At 54.8% G+C, this 14,494-nt stretch carries 12 protein-coding genes; 9 read left to right on the forward strand and 3 right to left on the reverse strand.

Going from position 1 to position 14,494, the window contains the following annotated elements; all coding sequences use genetic code 11:
- From FBR45_RS09465 to metF, 6 genes are all read left to right on the forward strand, one after another.
- Window positions 1-285 (forward strand): hypothetical protein, encoded by a 285-nt coding sequence (locus FBR45_RS09465; protein WP_138501445.1) that lies wholly within the window; start codon window positions 1-3, stop codon window positions 283-285.
- Window positions 286-385: 100 nt separating this feature from the next.
- Window positions 386-1,513, forward strand: coding sequence for a histidinol-phosphate transaminase (gene hisC, locus FBR45_RS09470; protein ID WP_138501447.1), 1,128 nt, complete (start codon window positions 386-388; stop codon window positions 1,511-1,513).
- A 26-nt stretch (window positions 1,514-1,539) separates the two neighbouring features.
- On the forward strand, window positions 1,540-2,070 hold the full coding sequence (locus FBR45_RS09475) for a hypothetical protein (protein ID WP_077919644.1): 531 nt from the start codon (window positions 1,540-1,542) through the stop codon (window positions 2,068-2,070).
- Between the two features lie 57 nt (window positions 2,071-2,127).
- A complete protein-coding gene (locus FBR45_RS09480; protein ID WP_138501449.1) occupies window positions 2,128-5,484 on the forward strand; it encodes a UvrD-helicase domain-containing protein in 3,357 nt (1,118 codons plus the stop codon).
- 22 nt (window positions 5,485-5,506) lie between these two features.
- The gene (locus tag FBR45_RS09485) at window positions 5,507-6,367 is read left to right on the forward strand and encodes a phosphatase PAP2 family protein (RefSeq protein ID WP_138501451.1); all 861 of its coding nucleotides are present in this window, start codon (window positions 5,507-5,509) and stop codon (window positions 6,365-6,367) included.
- A 12-nt stretch (window positions 6,368-6,379) separates the two neighbouring features.
- Window positions 6,380-7,339 carry a methylenetetrahydrofolate reductase [NAD(P)H] gene (metF, locus tag FBR45_RS09490; protein ID WP_138501453.1) on the forward strand — a complete coding sequence of 320 codons (960 nt, stop codon included), beginning with the start codon at window positions 6,380-6,382 and terminating at the stop codon, window positions 7,337-7,339.
- Between the two features lie 47 nt (window positions 7,340-7,386).
- Here the strand turns inward: metF and FBR45_RS09495 are convergent, their stop codons facing one another.
- The 3 genes from FBR45_RS09495 to FBR45_RS09505 all read right to left on the reverse strand — a co-directional run bounded on the left by FBR45_RS09495 (window position 7,387) and on the right by FBR45_RS09505 (window position 9,758).
- Window positions 7,387-7,941 (reverse strand): type 1 glutamine amidotransferase domain-containing protein, encoded by a 555-nt coding sequence (locus FBR45_RS09495; RefSeq protein WP_138501455.1) that lies wholly within the window; start codon window positions 7,939-7,941, stop codon window positions 7,387-7,389.
- Window positions 7,942-8,086: 145 nt separating this feature from the next.
- On the reverse strand, window positions 8,087-9,280 hold the full coding sequence (gene fdhA, locus FBR45_RS09500; protein ID WP_138501457.1) for a formaldehyde dehydrogenase, glutathione-independent: 1,194 nt from the start codon (window positions 9,278-9,280) through the stop codon (window positions 8,087-8,089).
- A gap of 76 nt (window positions 9,281-9,356) precedes the next feature.
- Complete coding sequence (locus tag FBR45_RS09505; RefSeq protein ID WP_138501459.1) at window positions 9,357-9,758, reverse strand: GlcG/HbpS family heme-binding protein; 402 nt, start codon at window positions 9,756-9,758, stop codon at window positions 9,357-9,359.
- A gap of 266 nt (window positions 9,759-10,024) precedes the next feature.
- On the opposite strand from FBR45_RS09505, the gene FBR45_RS09510 reads away from it, so the two are divergent.
- The 3 genes from FBR45_RS09510 to FBR45_RS09520 all read left to right on the forward strand — a co-directional run bounded on the left by FBR45_RS09510 (window position 10,025) and on the right by FBR45_RS09520 (window position 14,458).
- The gene (locus tag FBR45_RS09510; RefSeq protein WP_138501461.1) at window positions 10,025-10,564 is read left to right on the forward strand and encodes a hypothetical protein; all 540 of its coding nucleotides are present in this window, start codon (window positions 10,025-10,027) and stop codon (window positions 10,562-10,564) included.
- Between the two features lie 371 nt (window positions 10,565-10,935).
- Entirely contained in the window at window positions 10,936-12,987 is a 2,052-nt protein-coding gene (tkt, locus tag FBR45_RS09515; RefSeq protein WP_262709523.1) for a transketolase, read from the forward strand.
- Between the two features lie 88 nt (window positions 12,988-13,075).
- A complete protein-coding gene (locus FBR45_RS09520) occupies window positions 13,076-14,458 on the forward strand; it encodes a DUF4403 family protein (protein ID WP_138501463.1) in 1,383 nt (460 codons plus the stop codon).
- Window positions 14,459-14,494 lie beyond the last annotated feature (36 nt).

Consider the following 14,494-nt stretch of genomic DNA (forward strand, 5'->3'; position numbering starts at 1 on the left):
ATGAAACAACCAGACTCGTCAGATTATACACTATTTCAACAGTATGCACAGTTGGCCATGCAGGACCAACTGTGTATTGTTCACCGGGAAGGAACCTACCTGCTTGCGGGTCAGAAACAGTTATTTTACGACACGCAGCTGTTTAGCCTAAATAATTTCTTCGTGGAAGTTTGGTACGAAAAAAACTCGGACCAGATGACCATGGTACGTGCCTTTCAGGAGTTACACCGGCTCGATCCATTTTTGGTCAGGGTCTCCCTGCGCGAACTTCTGCCAGATCGCTGATAAGCCTTCAGACGCGCACCCCATGCCCGTTGATGGGACTGAAACCTATCTTTTTAGCGTAACCATGCACAGTTTGGCAGTCCGTTGCTAACTTGCCGCAATGATTGCTTTAAACCAACTGCTTCGCCCGCATATCCTGTCTCTGACACCTTATTCATCGGCCCGCGATGAGTATACAGGTAGCGTCGGTATTTTTCTGGATGCCAATGAAAATCCCTTTGGGTCGGCGTCCGGGTCAGGCAACTACAGTCGTTATCCCGACCCGCACCAGGGAGCCATCAAGCAGCGACTTGCCGGTATTAAAGGCGTTCGGCCCGGCCAGATTTTTCTGGGAAACGGGTCCGACGAACCCATTGATCTGCTGGTGCGTGCTACCTGCCGGCCAGGTCAGGACTCCATATTGATTATGCCCCCTACCTACGGTATGTATGAGGTGTCGGCGGGTATCAACGACGTGAACGTGATCAAGGTGCCGCTCACGTCCGATTTCCAGGTAGATACGGATCAGGTGCTGGCCGCTATTACCGACAATACCAAGTTGATCTGGCTCTGCTCACCCAATAATCCATCTGGCAACCGGCTTCAGGATCAGGCCATTCATGCCATACTAGAGGCAGCCGATCAATCGCTTGTGATCGTCGACGAAGCGTACATCGATTTTTCGGAGGCTCCTTCCTGGACCACGCAGCTCGACAGGTATCCTAACCTGGTGGTGTTGCAGACGTTCTCGAAAGCCTGGGGGCTGGCTGCCTTGCGACTGGGTATGTGTTTTGCCTCGGAAGAGCTGATTGATGTACTCAATAAGATCAAGCCGCCCTACAATATTTCGGCTCCAACGCAGACACTCGCCCTCGAAGCGCTCGATCACGAGACGGATAAAAATGAGTTCGTACAGCGGATACTCGCCGAACGGACATGGCTGGCGAATGCCCTGCACACCTTACCGTCTGTACGCCTTATTCATCCATCGGACGCCAATTTTCTGCTCGTTCAGTTCGACGATGCGCCGGGTACGTTTACCCACCTGATTGATCAGCAGGTCATTGTCCGGGATCGCTCGAAAGTGATACTGTGCGAGGGATGCCTGCGGATTACGGTAGGCACCCGGGCCGAGAATGAACAGCTGATGCACGTGTTGCGGCATAAAGATCCCCCGGTAGCTTCTGCTGACCTGCCGCTTGGCGCGGGAGACGAATCCCACCGCCCTGAGGCTGTATCGAATGCCTGAATGGTCTGTTTTGACGACTGAATTTCATGAGAAAACTAACTTTTTTCTGCATGCTGGCGCTGAGTATCGGGCTGGCAACCTCGAACCAGGCACTGGCTCAGTACAACAACTGGTCGGTTGGCTTTCGAATTGGTGAACCCTCGGGTCTTAATGTGCGCAAGTACTTCGGCAGTAATCACGCGTTTGATCTCAACATCGGGACGTACGGCGGCCTCTATGGCACCCGGCGCAGCTACCGCTCCGGCGATTACAAGAGCGTCGGGCTGAGTGTGCAGGGACACTATATCTGGCACAAAGCCCTGACCAGCAGTGAGAGCCTTCGCGGATACTACGGATTTGGCGGACAGATAAACTCCCGACGTTACTATCCGCCCCGGCTGAATGGTGAGTATGAAAATGCATTGTCGCTCGGTGGGTCCGGCATTGGGGGGCTGGAGTATTTTCCGGCCGGCAAACCTTACTCGTTTTTCCTGGAAGGGGGCGTTTACGTGGAGCTCCTCCAGGCGCCGTTCTTTCTCAACCTGAATACAGGCCTGGGGATACGGTATAATTTTTAACGAAGGGAACTGAATCAGGACCGTCGCGTTTCGGATTCAGTTCCTCCTCCCGTCCTCATGTTTAAAATATACAGTTCTTCGGCTGGGTCTGGTAAGACATACACGCTTACCAAAGAGTACCTCAAGCTAGCGTTGCGGCCGGGGGCAGAGGACAGTTATTTTCGGCATATCCTGGCCGTCACGTTCACCAATGCGGCAGCCAACGAGATGAAAAACCGAATCCTGGACCGGCTGCGTGACATCGCCGACGGTAAGGATTCTCCCCTCCTGAACGACCTCGTTACGGAGCTGTACGGGATTCCGGCCACCGAAGATGCGCAGGATGCATTCCAAATCGCCCGGGACGAACTCCGGCAGAAGGCGTCGTCGGTGTTTCGGACTATCCTGCACCGGTACGCCGATTTTTCCGTAACGACCATCGACTCATTTACGCAGCGGGTGGTGATGGCTTTCACTGACGAACTAGGTTTGCCTTACTCGTTTGAGGTGGAGATGGATACGGACGAGGTACTTGAACTGGCCATCGACAACATGATCGAAAAAGCCGGGGTCGAGGAGATGGAGGAAATTACCACCATCCTGAGCGAGTATTTCACCAATACGGCCACCGAAGGCAAAAGCTGGAACCAACTGCCCGAATTACTGAAAGAGTTTGGCTACAACCTGACTTCCGATCAATTTTATGAGTCGGTCAATGCCGCCCAGCAGTTGTCGCCCGGTGCGCTGCGGGCCATTCGGGAGCAGCTAAAAGCCCATAATCAGCAGCTGGAAACGGATATCGTAGCCCACGCCCAGCGGGCCTGGCAACGAATTACGGGAGCAGGTTTGAGCGAAGCCGATTTTCACTATGGTACCGGCGGAGTGGGTGGTTTTCTGAAAGCGGTAGCGGCTGGCGAAGCCCGGAAGGATATCGGTGCCCGAGTCAATAATGCGGTCAACAACGGCGAATGGTACGGCAAAAAGACGCCCCTGCCGGTTCAGGGCCTGATTGACAGCATGGTCGATGAACTGGGCGACTGCATTAGTCAGATCATCAGCCTGCGCGAAGAACGAGGGCGTCAGGCTGCGCTCTTCGACTGTCTGCTGCCCCATCTGCAGAAGCTGGCCCTCCTGAAGCAGATGCGGATCGAGTTTGATGAGCTGCTGCGGAAAGATGGGCGGGTGCATATCTCCGAGTTCAACAAGAAAATCCTGAGCATTGTCGCGTCAGAGCCCGTGCCGTTCCTCTACGAGCGGCTCGGCGATAAATACAACCATATTCTGATCGACGAGTTTCAGGATACCTCCCGGCTCCAGTTTGCCAACCTGTTGCCCCTGATCGAAAACGCGCTCGGCTTTCAGCATTTTAACCTGGCAGTGGGTGACGGTAAACAGGCCATTTACCGGTTTCGGGGGGGCGATATGGATCAGATCGTAGCGTTGCACCGGCAGGATCTGGTCAGTCTGAAGCAGGCGCACGGGCCCGACACCTGGACTGCCGATCGGATCGGGATGCTGGAAGGGCATCTGGAAGGCGAATTTCTGGATACCAACTGGCGCAGCGCAGCGCCGATCATTCGGTTCAACAACCAGTTTTTTGAGCATACCGCCCGCTCCTTCGAGTACCAGTACCCGAAAGTGGCCGACGTATTCGATGCCGAGCAGCTATTTCATCAGAAAGTGTCGCCAAGGGCCAAAGAGCAGGGGCATGTCCAGATCGACTTTGTCGCCAAAGACACTGGTACGGGAAAGGATCTGACGGCCGTCATGCTCGAAAAAACCATCGACCACCTGCAGAAAGCGCTGGCCGACGGCTATCAGTACGGCGATATTGCTATTCTGTGCCGGAAGCGGAGTCACGCCAAAGCGCTGGCTAGCGAGCTGAATGCTCGTCAGATTCCGCTGGTCTCGGCCGACTCGCTATCGCTGGAGTTTTCGGACCCGGTCAAGTGGATCGTCACGCTGATGCGACTCCTGATGCGGCCCGACCATAAGCTGCTTCGCTACGAACTGCTGTATCTGTTTCATCGGGTAGTCAGGGGTGTTTTCCCCGACGATGCGCTGACCGAACAGTTGCGGGGTATTGCCGAAAAAGGGGCCGATGCCGTGTATGCGTATCTGACGGATGAAGGATACCCGCTTGACCCGTATGCCCTCGGGCAGCTGAATCCATACGAGCTGGCCGAGCGGCTGACGGCTCAGTTCGGGCTCTTCAGCCAGGCAGAGAACAACCCCTTTCTGTTTCGATTTCTCGATGAAGTGCTGACGTTCAATCAGAAACGCAGTGGCCACCTGGCCGATTTTCTGCTGTACTGGGATAGCGTCCGGCAAAAAGTATCGGTCGAAGGAAACGCCCGCAATGCCGTCAGTATTCAAACGATTCACCGCTCCAAGGGGCTGGAGTACCCGGTAGTGATTATCCCGTTTGCCAACTGGGAGGTAACCCCCAACAGCCGGGGAACAATCTGGCTCGATCTGAGTGCCGTACCTACGGATCAGCTTACCCACCAGGCTCAGACCGGTGAACTGACCCGTTTGCTTAGTGCACCCGCCCATCCGAACAGCAGCCTGGATAAAACCCCGGAGGTCGTGCGGTTGCAGTACGTGGAAGAGATAACCCGGACGTTTCTCGAAAACATGAACCTGCTGTACGTGGCGTTTACCCGACCAACCGACCGACTGTATGTGATTGGTGAACTGGCTGATTTCAGCAAGCCGGGCGAACAGAAAAACGTGAGTTACTGGCTGCATGCGTTCCTGCGCGATAGCGAACAGGCCCGGCTCTGCGGCTGTGTGTGGCAGGATGGGCGGTCGAGTTACGAAGTAAGCCTCTGCGCCGATGCCTTCAGCCACCGGGTAGACGAGCAGACCGATGAGGAAATCCTGCTGGACGATATTCGAAGCGGCCATCGGCAACAGGAACTGAACCTGCGTCGGCAGGCTGACCGGGTGTTCGACGTGGCTACATTTCAGCGTAACCGGGAGCGCGACCGCAAACTTTGTGCTGCCCTCAGTCTGATCAAAGGCCCTGACGGTGTCGACCGGGCGCTGCGGCAGCTGGTGCGGGAGGGCCTTATCCGACACAGCGAAAGCAACGACCTGCGCGGGCGACTGATGATGATCGTGTCGCATCCGGCGCTGGCTCCGCTATTCGATTCGACCCTGCGGATCGACACCGACCGGAGTATTCTGAGCAGCAAACGCCTGCACGGGGCTCCTCACCGGGTCGTGCATTACCCCGATGGGCATATCGTACTCGTCCAGTACGAATCGGCACCCGGGCCGGCCTCATCTTCAGCAGTTATGCCTGACGCTGATCCGGCTATGACCAGTAGTCTGCTTTACTTTTCCAGGCTTTACCGGGAGATGGGGTTTCCGGAAGTGGAAGGGCGGCTGGTCATTCTGGCCGACGAACCTACTGTACTCACCGTGTAAAAGTGCCCCAATCACTCATTCCATGAAACCATACCTACGCTCATCAACCACGGCAAAACACCTGAGAACTATCCTGTCGGGCTGTCTTGTTCAGCTGACCCTGGTCATAGCCGGCTTCGGACAATCGCCCTACCAACTTCAGACGGGGCGCGAACTGGGCCTGCTGGGGGTAGGGGGCGTAGCGGCTGGTACTGCCCTTGTACTGGAATCCCGGGTCGAGCCGCTAACAATCGCGGATCTGGCCAGCCTGGACAGGGCCGGCATCTCCGCCTTCGACCGGGGCGCTATCGACCGGTACAGCACCACCGCCGACCGGCTGAGCGATGCGTCGCTGGCGGGCAATGTGGCGCTGGCGGGTTTTTTGACGATCGGGACGAAGCCCATGCGGCAGGATATCAAAACAATTGGGGTGATGTATATCGAAACGGTGCTGCTGGCCAACGGTCTGCAGCGATCCGTTAAAAACCTGACCCAGCGTAACCGGCCTTTTGTGTACAACCCCGCGGCTCCGCTGGATGAGAAGCTGAAGCGCAGTGCCCGTCAGGCCTTTTTTTCCGGTCATGCCACCAATGCCTTTGCCACGGCAGTATTTACCGGCGAGGTTTTTCGGCATTACTTTCCCGAATCGAACTGGAAACCGGTGGTCTGGGTTGGTTCATTAGGACTGGCCACGGCAACTGCTGTACTGCGGTACGAAGGCGGTCTGCATTACCCCACGGACCTGCTGGCCGGAGCCGCATTTGGTTCGCTGATCGGCTGGGGTATTCCCAAACTACACGAGGTAAAAAACAAGGGCGAACTAGGAAAACGACTCGACATTCAGCCCTGGAGCACGGGGCAGGCGAATGGAATTTACCTGCGCCTGGCCGTGTTTTCGCGTTAACTTTGACCTGCCATGACAAAGATTACCGATCATATAAAGGCTGCGAACGGCAAGCCAATTTTTTCCATTGAAGTTATCCCGCCTATTAAGGGTGATACCCTGAAAAACCTGCTCGACAACATCGAGCCGCTGATGGAGTTCAAGCCCCCGTTTGTCGATGTTACGTATCACCGGGAGGAGTATATCGAACGGCCGTTACCCGACGGTACCATTCAGAAGATCGTTACCCGCAAACGCCCCGGAACGGTCGGTATCTGTTCGGCCATTATGCATCGGTTCGGGGTCGATCCGGTGCCGCATGTGTTGTGTGGTGGCTTCAGCCGGGAAGAAACCGAAGACTTCCTGATCGATCTCCACTACCTCGGTATCGACAATGCATTGGTACTACGGGGCGACCCGGCCAAACCCTTTACAACCTTTAAAGCCAAAGAAAACGGATACAGCTACGCCAGCGAACTGGTTGAGCAGGTGGCCAATATGAATCGGGGTGTTTATCTGCACGAAGAAGATACCGCTCTGGCTCCGAGCAATTTCTGCATCGGTGTGGCGGCTTATCCCGAAAAGCACTTTGAAGCCGAAAATCACGACATCGATTTCGAATACCTGAAGCAGAAAGTAGACAAGGGAGCTGATTACATCGTAACCCAGATGTTTTTCGACAACCAGAAGTATTTTGATTTCGTAGCCCGGTGTCGGCAACACGGTATCAGTATCCCAATTATTCCGGGATTGAAGCCGCTGAGCACACGCCGGCAACTGCAAATCCTGCCCAAGCTGTTTCACCTCCACATCCCCGAGGAGCTGGTTGCCGCCGTAGAAGCCTGCGAGAACGACCAGCAGGCTCGTCAGGTGGGTATCGAATGGGGTATACAGCAATCGCGGGAGCTGATGGCTGCCGGAGCGCCCGTTCTCCACTACTACACCATGGGCAAAGCCGACAACGTCATGCAAATTGCCCGGGCGGTATTTTAATCATAAAAAAGAGGGCGCTATGTGGCGCCCTCTTTTTTATGTCTGGTTTACCGATCGGCGGTAACACCCGACGTGATAAGTTTGATAAAGGCCTCGTTGAAGGCTGGAATATCGTCGGGTTTGCGGCTGGTAACCAGATTCCCGTCCGTCACCACTTCCTGGTCTACCCAGTTGGCGCCTGCATTGACCAGGTCCGTCTGAATGGAGGGGTAAGACGTCAGCGTACGTCCCTGCACCACATCGGCTTCGACCAGCAGGGTAGGTGCGTGGCAGATGGCAGCAACCGGTTTTTCTTCTTCGAAAAACGATTGGATGAACTGCACGGCTTTCTGCTCGGTACGCAGCTTGTCGGGATTCATGACCCCGCCGGGTAGCAGCAGGGCATCGTACTGGCCCGGATCGGCCCCATCCAGGGGCAGATCAACGTCGAACGAGTCACCCCATTCGGTATGGTCCCAGCCTTTTATCTCCCCGCCTTTGGGAGCAATGAGGTGTACCGTGGCGCCAGCGGCTTCGAGCGCCTGCCGCGGCTCTGTCAACTCTACCTGTTCAAAGCCCTCTGTCATCAAAGCGGCTATTTTTTTTCCCTCCAACTCATTCATAACGTTTGTGATTATGTTGTCTATTATATTACTGGAATAAACTGCTATTTGGCCGGAAGGTTGCCCCGTTGGTAGCAAAAACACCGCAAAAAAAGCCCGGTAGCTCATTTGCGGTGGTTTGTCAGATCAATCTGGGTTGCGGAGGCTAAGCTGGAATCAGGCCATGCGGGTTGATGACAAATTTCTTAGCCACCCCGCTGTCAAACTCAGCATAGCCTTTGGGGGCCTCATCCAGGGTAATTACTTCAACATTGACCGCTTTGGCAATCTGCACTTTGTCGTACAGGATCGACATCATCAGCTGCCGGTTGTATTTGATAACGGGTGTCTGGCCGGTAAAGAACGAATGGCTTTTGGCCCAGCCCAGCCCGAAGCGGATAGACAGGTTCCCCGTTTTTGCGGTTGACTCTTCAGCGCCGGGGTCTTCGGTAACGTACAGACCCGGAATACCAATGGCCCCGCCTGCCCGGGCAATCTCCATCAGGGAGTTTAACACGGCAGCCGGTACTTCTTTCTGAACCTCTCCGCCATGTCCGCGGGCCTCAAATCCGACACAGTCGACAGCGCAGTCTACTTCGGGAACGCCCAGGATCTGCGCGATCTGATCGGCCAGCGACGCATCTTCGTTCAGATCAACCGTTTCGCAACCGATGGAGCGGGCGTGGGCCAATCGGGCTTTGTTCATGTCGCCTACAATGACCACGGCAGCGCCCAGGAGCTGAGCCGAAGCCGCAGCGGCCATACCGACCGGCCCGGCTCCCGCAACGTATACGGTAGTGCCCGGCCCGACGCCGGCGTTGACCGCACCGTGGAAACCCGTCGGAAATATATCACTGAGCATGGTCAGGTCGCGGATCTTGTCCATGGCCTGCTCTTTGTCGGGAAACCTGAGCAGGTTGAAGTCGGCATAGGGAACCATCACGTACTCAGCCTGACCGCCAATCCAGCCGCCCATGTCCACGTACCCATAGGCACCACCGGCCCTCGATTCGTTCACATTCAGGCAGATACCGGTTTTTTGCTCTTTGCACGTCCGGCACCGGCCACAGGCAACATTGAAGGGTACAGAAACCAGGTCGCCCACGTTCAGAAACTCGACGTCAGATCCTTTCTCGATCACTTCACCCGTTATCTCATGGCCCAGAATCAAGCCTGGTTCGGCGGTTGTTCGGCCACGGACCATGTGCTGGTCGGAACCGCAGATGTTTGTCGATACTACTTTTAACAGAACCCCATGGTTAATCTTTTTGCCTTTGGGGTTAACCAGTTTCGGGAAGTCGATAGCTTGTACTTCGACTTTGCCGGGACCGGTGTATACGACACCACGATTGCTTGCCATAGTGAGTAGCGGGGTTAGATGAACAGAAAAAACAGAAGTAAGTTGGGTAAGGGAACCAGCCAGACAAATATTGCCATCAGGAGATGGCGTCGACCCCCGCCTGGGCTACGGTATGGTCATTCTCGACCGTACTCCCCGAAACGCCGATGGCCCCGATAATGGTACCTTCCGCATTTTTGATGGGAATACCACCCGGAAACGAGATGAGTCCACCGTTAGAGTGTTCAATGTTGTAAAGAGGACCGCCGGGTTGCGAAAGCTTTCCGATTTCCCCGGTTGGCATGTCGAAGTAGCGGGCCGTTTTGGCTTTTCGGATGGAGATATCGATGGAGCCAAGCCAGGCCCCTTCCTGACGGGCAAAAGCGGCCAGGTTGGCACCCGAGTCGACGATAGCAATGTTCATCAGGGTGCCGATTTCAATCGATTTTTGCTTGGCCGCTTCAATAGCCTGCTGGGCCTGCTCGAGGGTAATAGTCATGCGTGCTGGTTGAGTTATGCTGGTTTATGTAGATTAAACAGGTAGGGTATTAAACTGTTCTGGTAATTGGATAATTTCTTACTGATATAGTATTTAATGTATGTAGTGTATACTTACAGATAAGTTCGTCACTATAGTTAAACGCTTAGTATTAACGTTAACAATATTTTGCATAATTTTAGGAAGCGGAATAATCTATTGCTTAACAAACAAATGGGTTCGTCTGCCTTCAGGAAAAGTTTTTCAGCCTCATAACTTGTACTCTGATGAATACCATTGAAATCAACCTCGACGCACTGTTACGTTATAACATCACCCCGAATCAGTACGTATTTTTATTTCTGACTCACACGCGTCAGTATGCCGCTTTGTACAGGTTCGGCCAGGAAGGCCCCAGCTTTTCGGCCGAAGAAATCGGTAACCTGGTCGACCGGGGTCTTATTCTTAACCTGAACAAAGAGGGCTACTACTATCTCGACTTCTTTGTGCTGACTGATGAAGTAGGGCGCGATCTGTTCGATCAGAACCGCCAAAAAGCGGCCCTCGAGTTCTGGAATGCCTATCCGATTCTTCTTCGCGATCCGCATACGGGAGAGAATTTCTCGCTGCTCACGACAGATAAAGATCAGTTTCTGAAAGATTATTACTCTCGGGTGGGCCACGCCATTCCGAAGCACCGGCGGGTTATGGACGCCCTCGAATATGCCATCGACAAAAACCTGATCGATATGACCATCCGGCAATGGCTCGACTCCGAACAGTGGACCATGATGTGGGAACTCATGGCCATTGAAGCCATTCAGTAAAGCAAAGACTGCCCAGACCGTTCTACCTAGACCCGGTGTATACCAGTCGGCTGGCTGCCAATGTCGACGCTGTTTCACTCCTGTACATGCTGCAGGAGTGAAACAGCGTCTTTTTTTTCGGTCATTCCAGTACTGATAAAATGGCTTGGGCGCAGGCCAGTTTTAGTACCCGGCTGGCTGACCGGCGGTTGGCTGTTCTGGAAAAAAAAGAGCTGATACCTCAATAGTAAATAATTGATTGATAGCAAGGTAGCTGATTAACTATCAACTTTTTTTATCTACTTTCTCTTATTCCGGGTTATGATAGGTAACCGGTTTGCCCAGGTATGGCAGATCGGCGTTTTTGTATTGACTGCAATCAATCCTTTCTTATGATGACAAACCAGGCAACCTCAATCGACGAACGTAGCATCAACACCATCCGGCTGCTGGCGGTAGACGCCGTGCAGCAGGCCAACTCCGGTCATCCGGGTTTACCACTGGGCGCAGCGCCGATGGCTTATGTACTCTGGTCCCGGTTTCTGCGATTCAATCCGCAGGATCCGCACTGGCCCGACCGCGACCGGTTTGTTCTGTCGGCCGGCCACGGTTCTGCGTTGCTCTACAGTATGTTACACCTGTACGGGTATGATCTTTCCCTCGACGATGTGAAGCAGTTCCGGCAGATGCATTCTAAAACACCCGGACATCCAGAATCCAATCTGACGGCTGGCGTAGAAGTAACAACAGGGCCGCTTGGACAGGGGTTTGCTAATGGTGTCGGCATGGCCATGGCAGAAGCCTTTCTGGCCGCCACCTACAACCGGGAGGGCCACACCATCGTTGATCACTACACCTACTCGATTGTCAGTGATGGCGATTTGATGGAGGGGATTGCGTCTGAAGCGGCTTCCCTGGCGGGCCATCTAAAGCTGGGGAAGTTGATCTACCTCTACGACGACAACCTGATCTCGCTCGACGGCCCCACCAACCTGGCGTTTACGGAAGACCGGATGGCACGTTTTGCTGCCTACGGCTGGCATACGCAGGAAGTAGCCGATGGCAACGACCTTGACGCCATTGACCAGGCCATCCGGGCGGCACAGGACGAGACCGAGCGCCCGTCGATCATTGCCGTTCGTACCGTAATCGGGTATGGCAGTCCGCTGGCGGGAACCAGTAAGGTACATGGCAGCCCGCTGGGCGACGAAAACCTGCGGGCGGTGAAGACCTATTTTGGATTCGATCCCGACCAGTCGTTCGTGGTACCCGACGGCGTTCGGGAGCATCTGGGCGAAGCGGGACAGCGGGGGCGCCAGCTTCAGGCCGACTGGCAAACCCGGTTCGACGCCTACAAAAAGCAGTTTGAGACCGAAGGAACGGAGTTTGAACTGGCTTTTGCCGGAAAGTTACCCGATGGCTGGGATGCCGGCTTGCCACTTTTCACGGCCGATGATAAAGACATGGCGACCCGGCAGGCCTCTGGCAAAGCGCTGGAAGCCCTCAAGCAAAACGTTCCGTTCCTGTTCGGCGGATCGGCCGATCTGGCTTCGTCCAACGATATGCCTACCAAAGGGGATGTGAGTTTTCAGCCGGAGCATTACGACCACTCGAACGTGTGGTTTGGCGTTCGGGAGCATGCCATGGGAGCTGCCCTGAACGGCCTGTCGCAACACGGGGGCATACATCCCTACGGCGGTACATTTCTAAACTTTTCGGACTACATGCGTGGGGCCATACGGCTGACCGCCCTGGCGGAATCAAAAGCTACCTTCGTCTTTACCCACGACAGCATCGGCCTGGGTGAAGACGGACCAACCCACCAGCCCGTCGAGCAAATCGTTTCCCTCCGAACCATTCCGAACTGTATCGTAATCCGACCGGCCGATGCCAACGAGACCGTTGAAGCCTGGCGTGTCGCTATGTTGCAGCCCAAATCGCCGGTGCTGCTGATCCTGTCGAGGCAGAAGCTACCGGTGCTTGACCAGGGAACGTACGGCTCGGCCCGGGAGGGTGTCGAAAAAGGGGCTTATATCCTGAGTGAGGCCGAAGGCACTCCGCAGCTTATCCTCATCGGAACGGGCTCCGAAGTATCGCTAGTGCTGAAAGCGCAGACCGAACTCAAAAAACAGGGTATTCAGGCACGGGTGGTCAGTATGCCTTCGTGGGAGCTTTTTGAAAAGCAGGATCAGGCTTACCATCACAAAGTACTGCCGCCTTCTATCCGCAAGCGGCTGGCGGTAGAAGCGGGCTCGCCCATCGGCTGGCACAAGTACGTCACCGACGAAGGAACAACCATCAGCATGAACCGATTCGGGTTGTCAGCGCCCGGCGACGAGGTGATGGCTTATTTCGGATTTACGGTCGACAATGTAGTGGCTTCGGCCAAAGCGGTGCTGGACGGTAACCCGAACGGTATTGAGAAAAAAGAAGTGCTGTCGTAGCCCATTCGATGATTCGTAACACACGGGCTGGGGCAGGAGGTGAGAAAGCAAAGCCCGTGTGTTACTACCAATTCTACCAGATTGCCTGATGAAACCATTGCTACTACACTATTTCATGGGTTTGCTGCTGATTGTCAGCCTTTCGGATTGTCAGCATGTAGAAACACCGCCCCCCAAAGCGGAAGGGTTCGACCCGCCGATTTCAACTACTATTTCGCACGTGGCCGGATCGATTGAGTTTCCGATCCGCGAACTGGAAGAAAAAATTAACCGTGAACTTGACCCGCTGCTGGTTGGTAAAGGCGCGCCCGGCGGTAAACGGGGGGGCGTGTTCCCATTTCGGGTGGCGCGGTCGGGTCGGGTCCGTATTCAGTACGAGAATCAGCAGCTCCGGTTTTCGACCCCGCTTCAGCTCTGGATTACCAAGCCGTTCAGTAAGGACAAAACGCCACCCGACAAGCCGTTCTGTTCGCTCCATATCAATTTTCAGAGCCCACTGACGGTAACGCCTGACTGGCGCCTGGCCAGCCAGGTAAAGTTCACCAGCTTTGACTGGATCATAAAACCGGAGATCAAAATCTTGGGGCAGGAAATTCAGCTGACCGACTTTGCCCGAAAACTGCTCGACCGTTACCAGCCCGCTATCGAGTCGGCTATCGACACCGCTATCTACAAAGAACTCCGGATTGACCGGATCGTTGGGCCGATCTGGCAGGATATCCAGAAGCCGTTGCTGATCAGTAAAGAGTTCGGCCTCTGGCTACTTCCCAAGCCGGTTCGGGTCGAGACCAGTCCCATCAGCGGAGGGAACAGGTCGATTATCACTCACCTCCGAATTGCGCTGAATACGGAGACAAAGCTCAAACCCACCACACCCACCTACACCCCGACCCAGTTACCGACCCTGGAACGGAAAGAACAACTCCCGTTATTGTCTGACCTGCGACTGGTGAGCGACCTGCCCTATGCCGACATAAACCGGGTGTTAAACCTGACCCTCAGTCAGCAAAAAAAACAGCTGCTCTTCGGGGCGGTAACGATCCGGAACGTGGCCGTCTACGGTGGACAGCGGACCTTACTCGTCAAAACGGAGGTCGGTGGGCTGATGGACGGGGTGATCTACCTGCGGGGGCGTCCGGTCTTCGATACGCTGACCAATACCCTGCGGGTCAAGAACCTTGATTTCGATGCGGCCAGCCAGAGTGGTATGCCCCGCATCGTGAGTTCGCTGGTGCGGAAAAGTCTGCCGAAGCTAGTCGATGAGCTGCTGGAAATTTCGCTGGGCGACGAGATTGATAAGCTTCCGCAGAAAATTACCCAGGCGTACGAGAAAGGCGGGGCGGGTAAGAAAACGGATCTGGTTATCCAGTCGTTCCGGTTCACCCCCGAGCAGATCGCCATCCGGCCGAGCAGTATACAAACGCTGATTCACGTGCAGTCGAAAGTCGGTTTACGGGTCAGGCAATTGTAATCATCAACAAAGTCGGGCCGATCTGGTTAAGCCGAT

Source organism: Spirosoma lacussanchae, assembly GCF_005870035.1.
GTDB classification, from domain to species: domain Bacteria; phylum Bacteroidota; class Bacteroidia; order Cytophagales; family Spirosomataceae; genus Spirosoma; species Spirosoma lacussanchae.

Coding starts and splice junctions, on each gene's coding strand:
- metF (WP_138501453.1), top strand. CDS start 6,380: ATGACAAAGATTACCGATCATATAAAGGCTGCGAACGGCAAGCCAATT.
- tkt (WP_262709523.1), top strand. CDS start 10,936: ATGATGACAAACCAGGCAACCTCAATCGACGAACGTAGCATCAACACC.
- FBR45_RS09475 (WP_077919644.1), top strand. CDS start 1,540: ATGAGAAAACTAACTTTTTTCTGCATGCTGGCGCTGAGTATCGGGCTG.
- FBR45_RS09505 (WP_138501459.1), bottom strand. CDS start 9,758: ATGACTATTACCCTCGAGCAGGCCCAGCAGGCTATTGAAGCGGCCAAG.
- FBR45_RS09510 (WP_138501461.1), top strand. CDS start 10,025: ATGAATACCATTGAAATCAACCTCGACGCACTGTTACGTTATAACATC.
- fdhA (WP_138501457.1), bottom strand. CDS start 9,280: ATGGCAAGCAATCGTGGTGTCGTATACACCGGTCCCGGCAAAGTCGAA.
- hisC (WP_138501447.1), top strand. CDS start 386: ATGATTGCTTTAAACCAACTGCTTCGCCCGCATATCCTGTCTCTGACA.
- FBR45_RS09485 (WP_138501451.1), top strand. CDS start 5,507: ATGAAACCATACCTACGCTCATCAACCACGGCAAAACACCTGAGAACT.
- FBR45_RS09495 (WP_138501455.1), bottom strand. CDS start 7,941: ATGAATGAGTTGGAGGGAAAAAAAATAGCCGCTTTGATGACAGAGGGC.
- FBR45_RS09465 (WP_138501445.1), top strand. CDS start 1: ATGAAACAACCAGACTCGTCAGATTATACACTATTTCAACAGTATGCA.
- FBR45_RS09480 (WP_138501449.1), top strand. CDS start 2,128: ATGTTTAAAATATACAGTTCTTCGGCTGGGTCTGGTAAGACATACACG.
- FBR45_RS09520 (WP_138501463.1), top strand. CDS start 13,076: ATGAAACCATTGCTACTACACTATTTCATGGGTTTGCTGCTGATTGTC.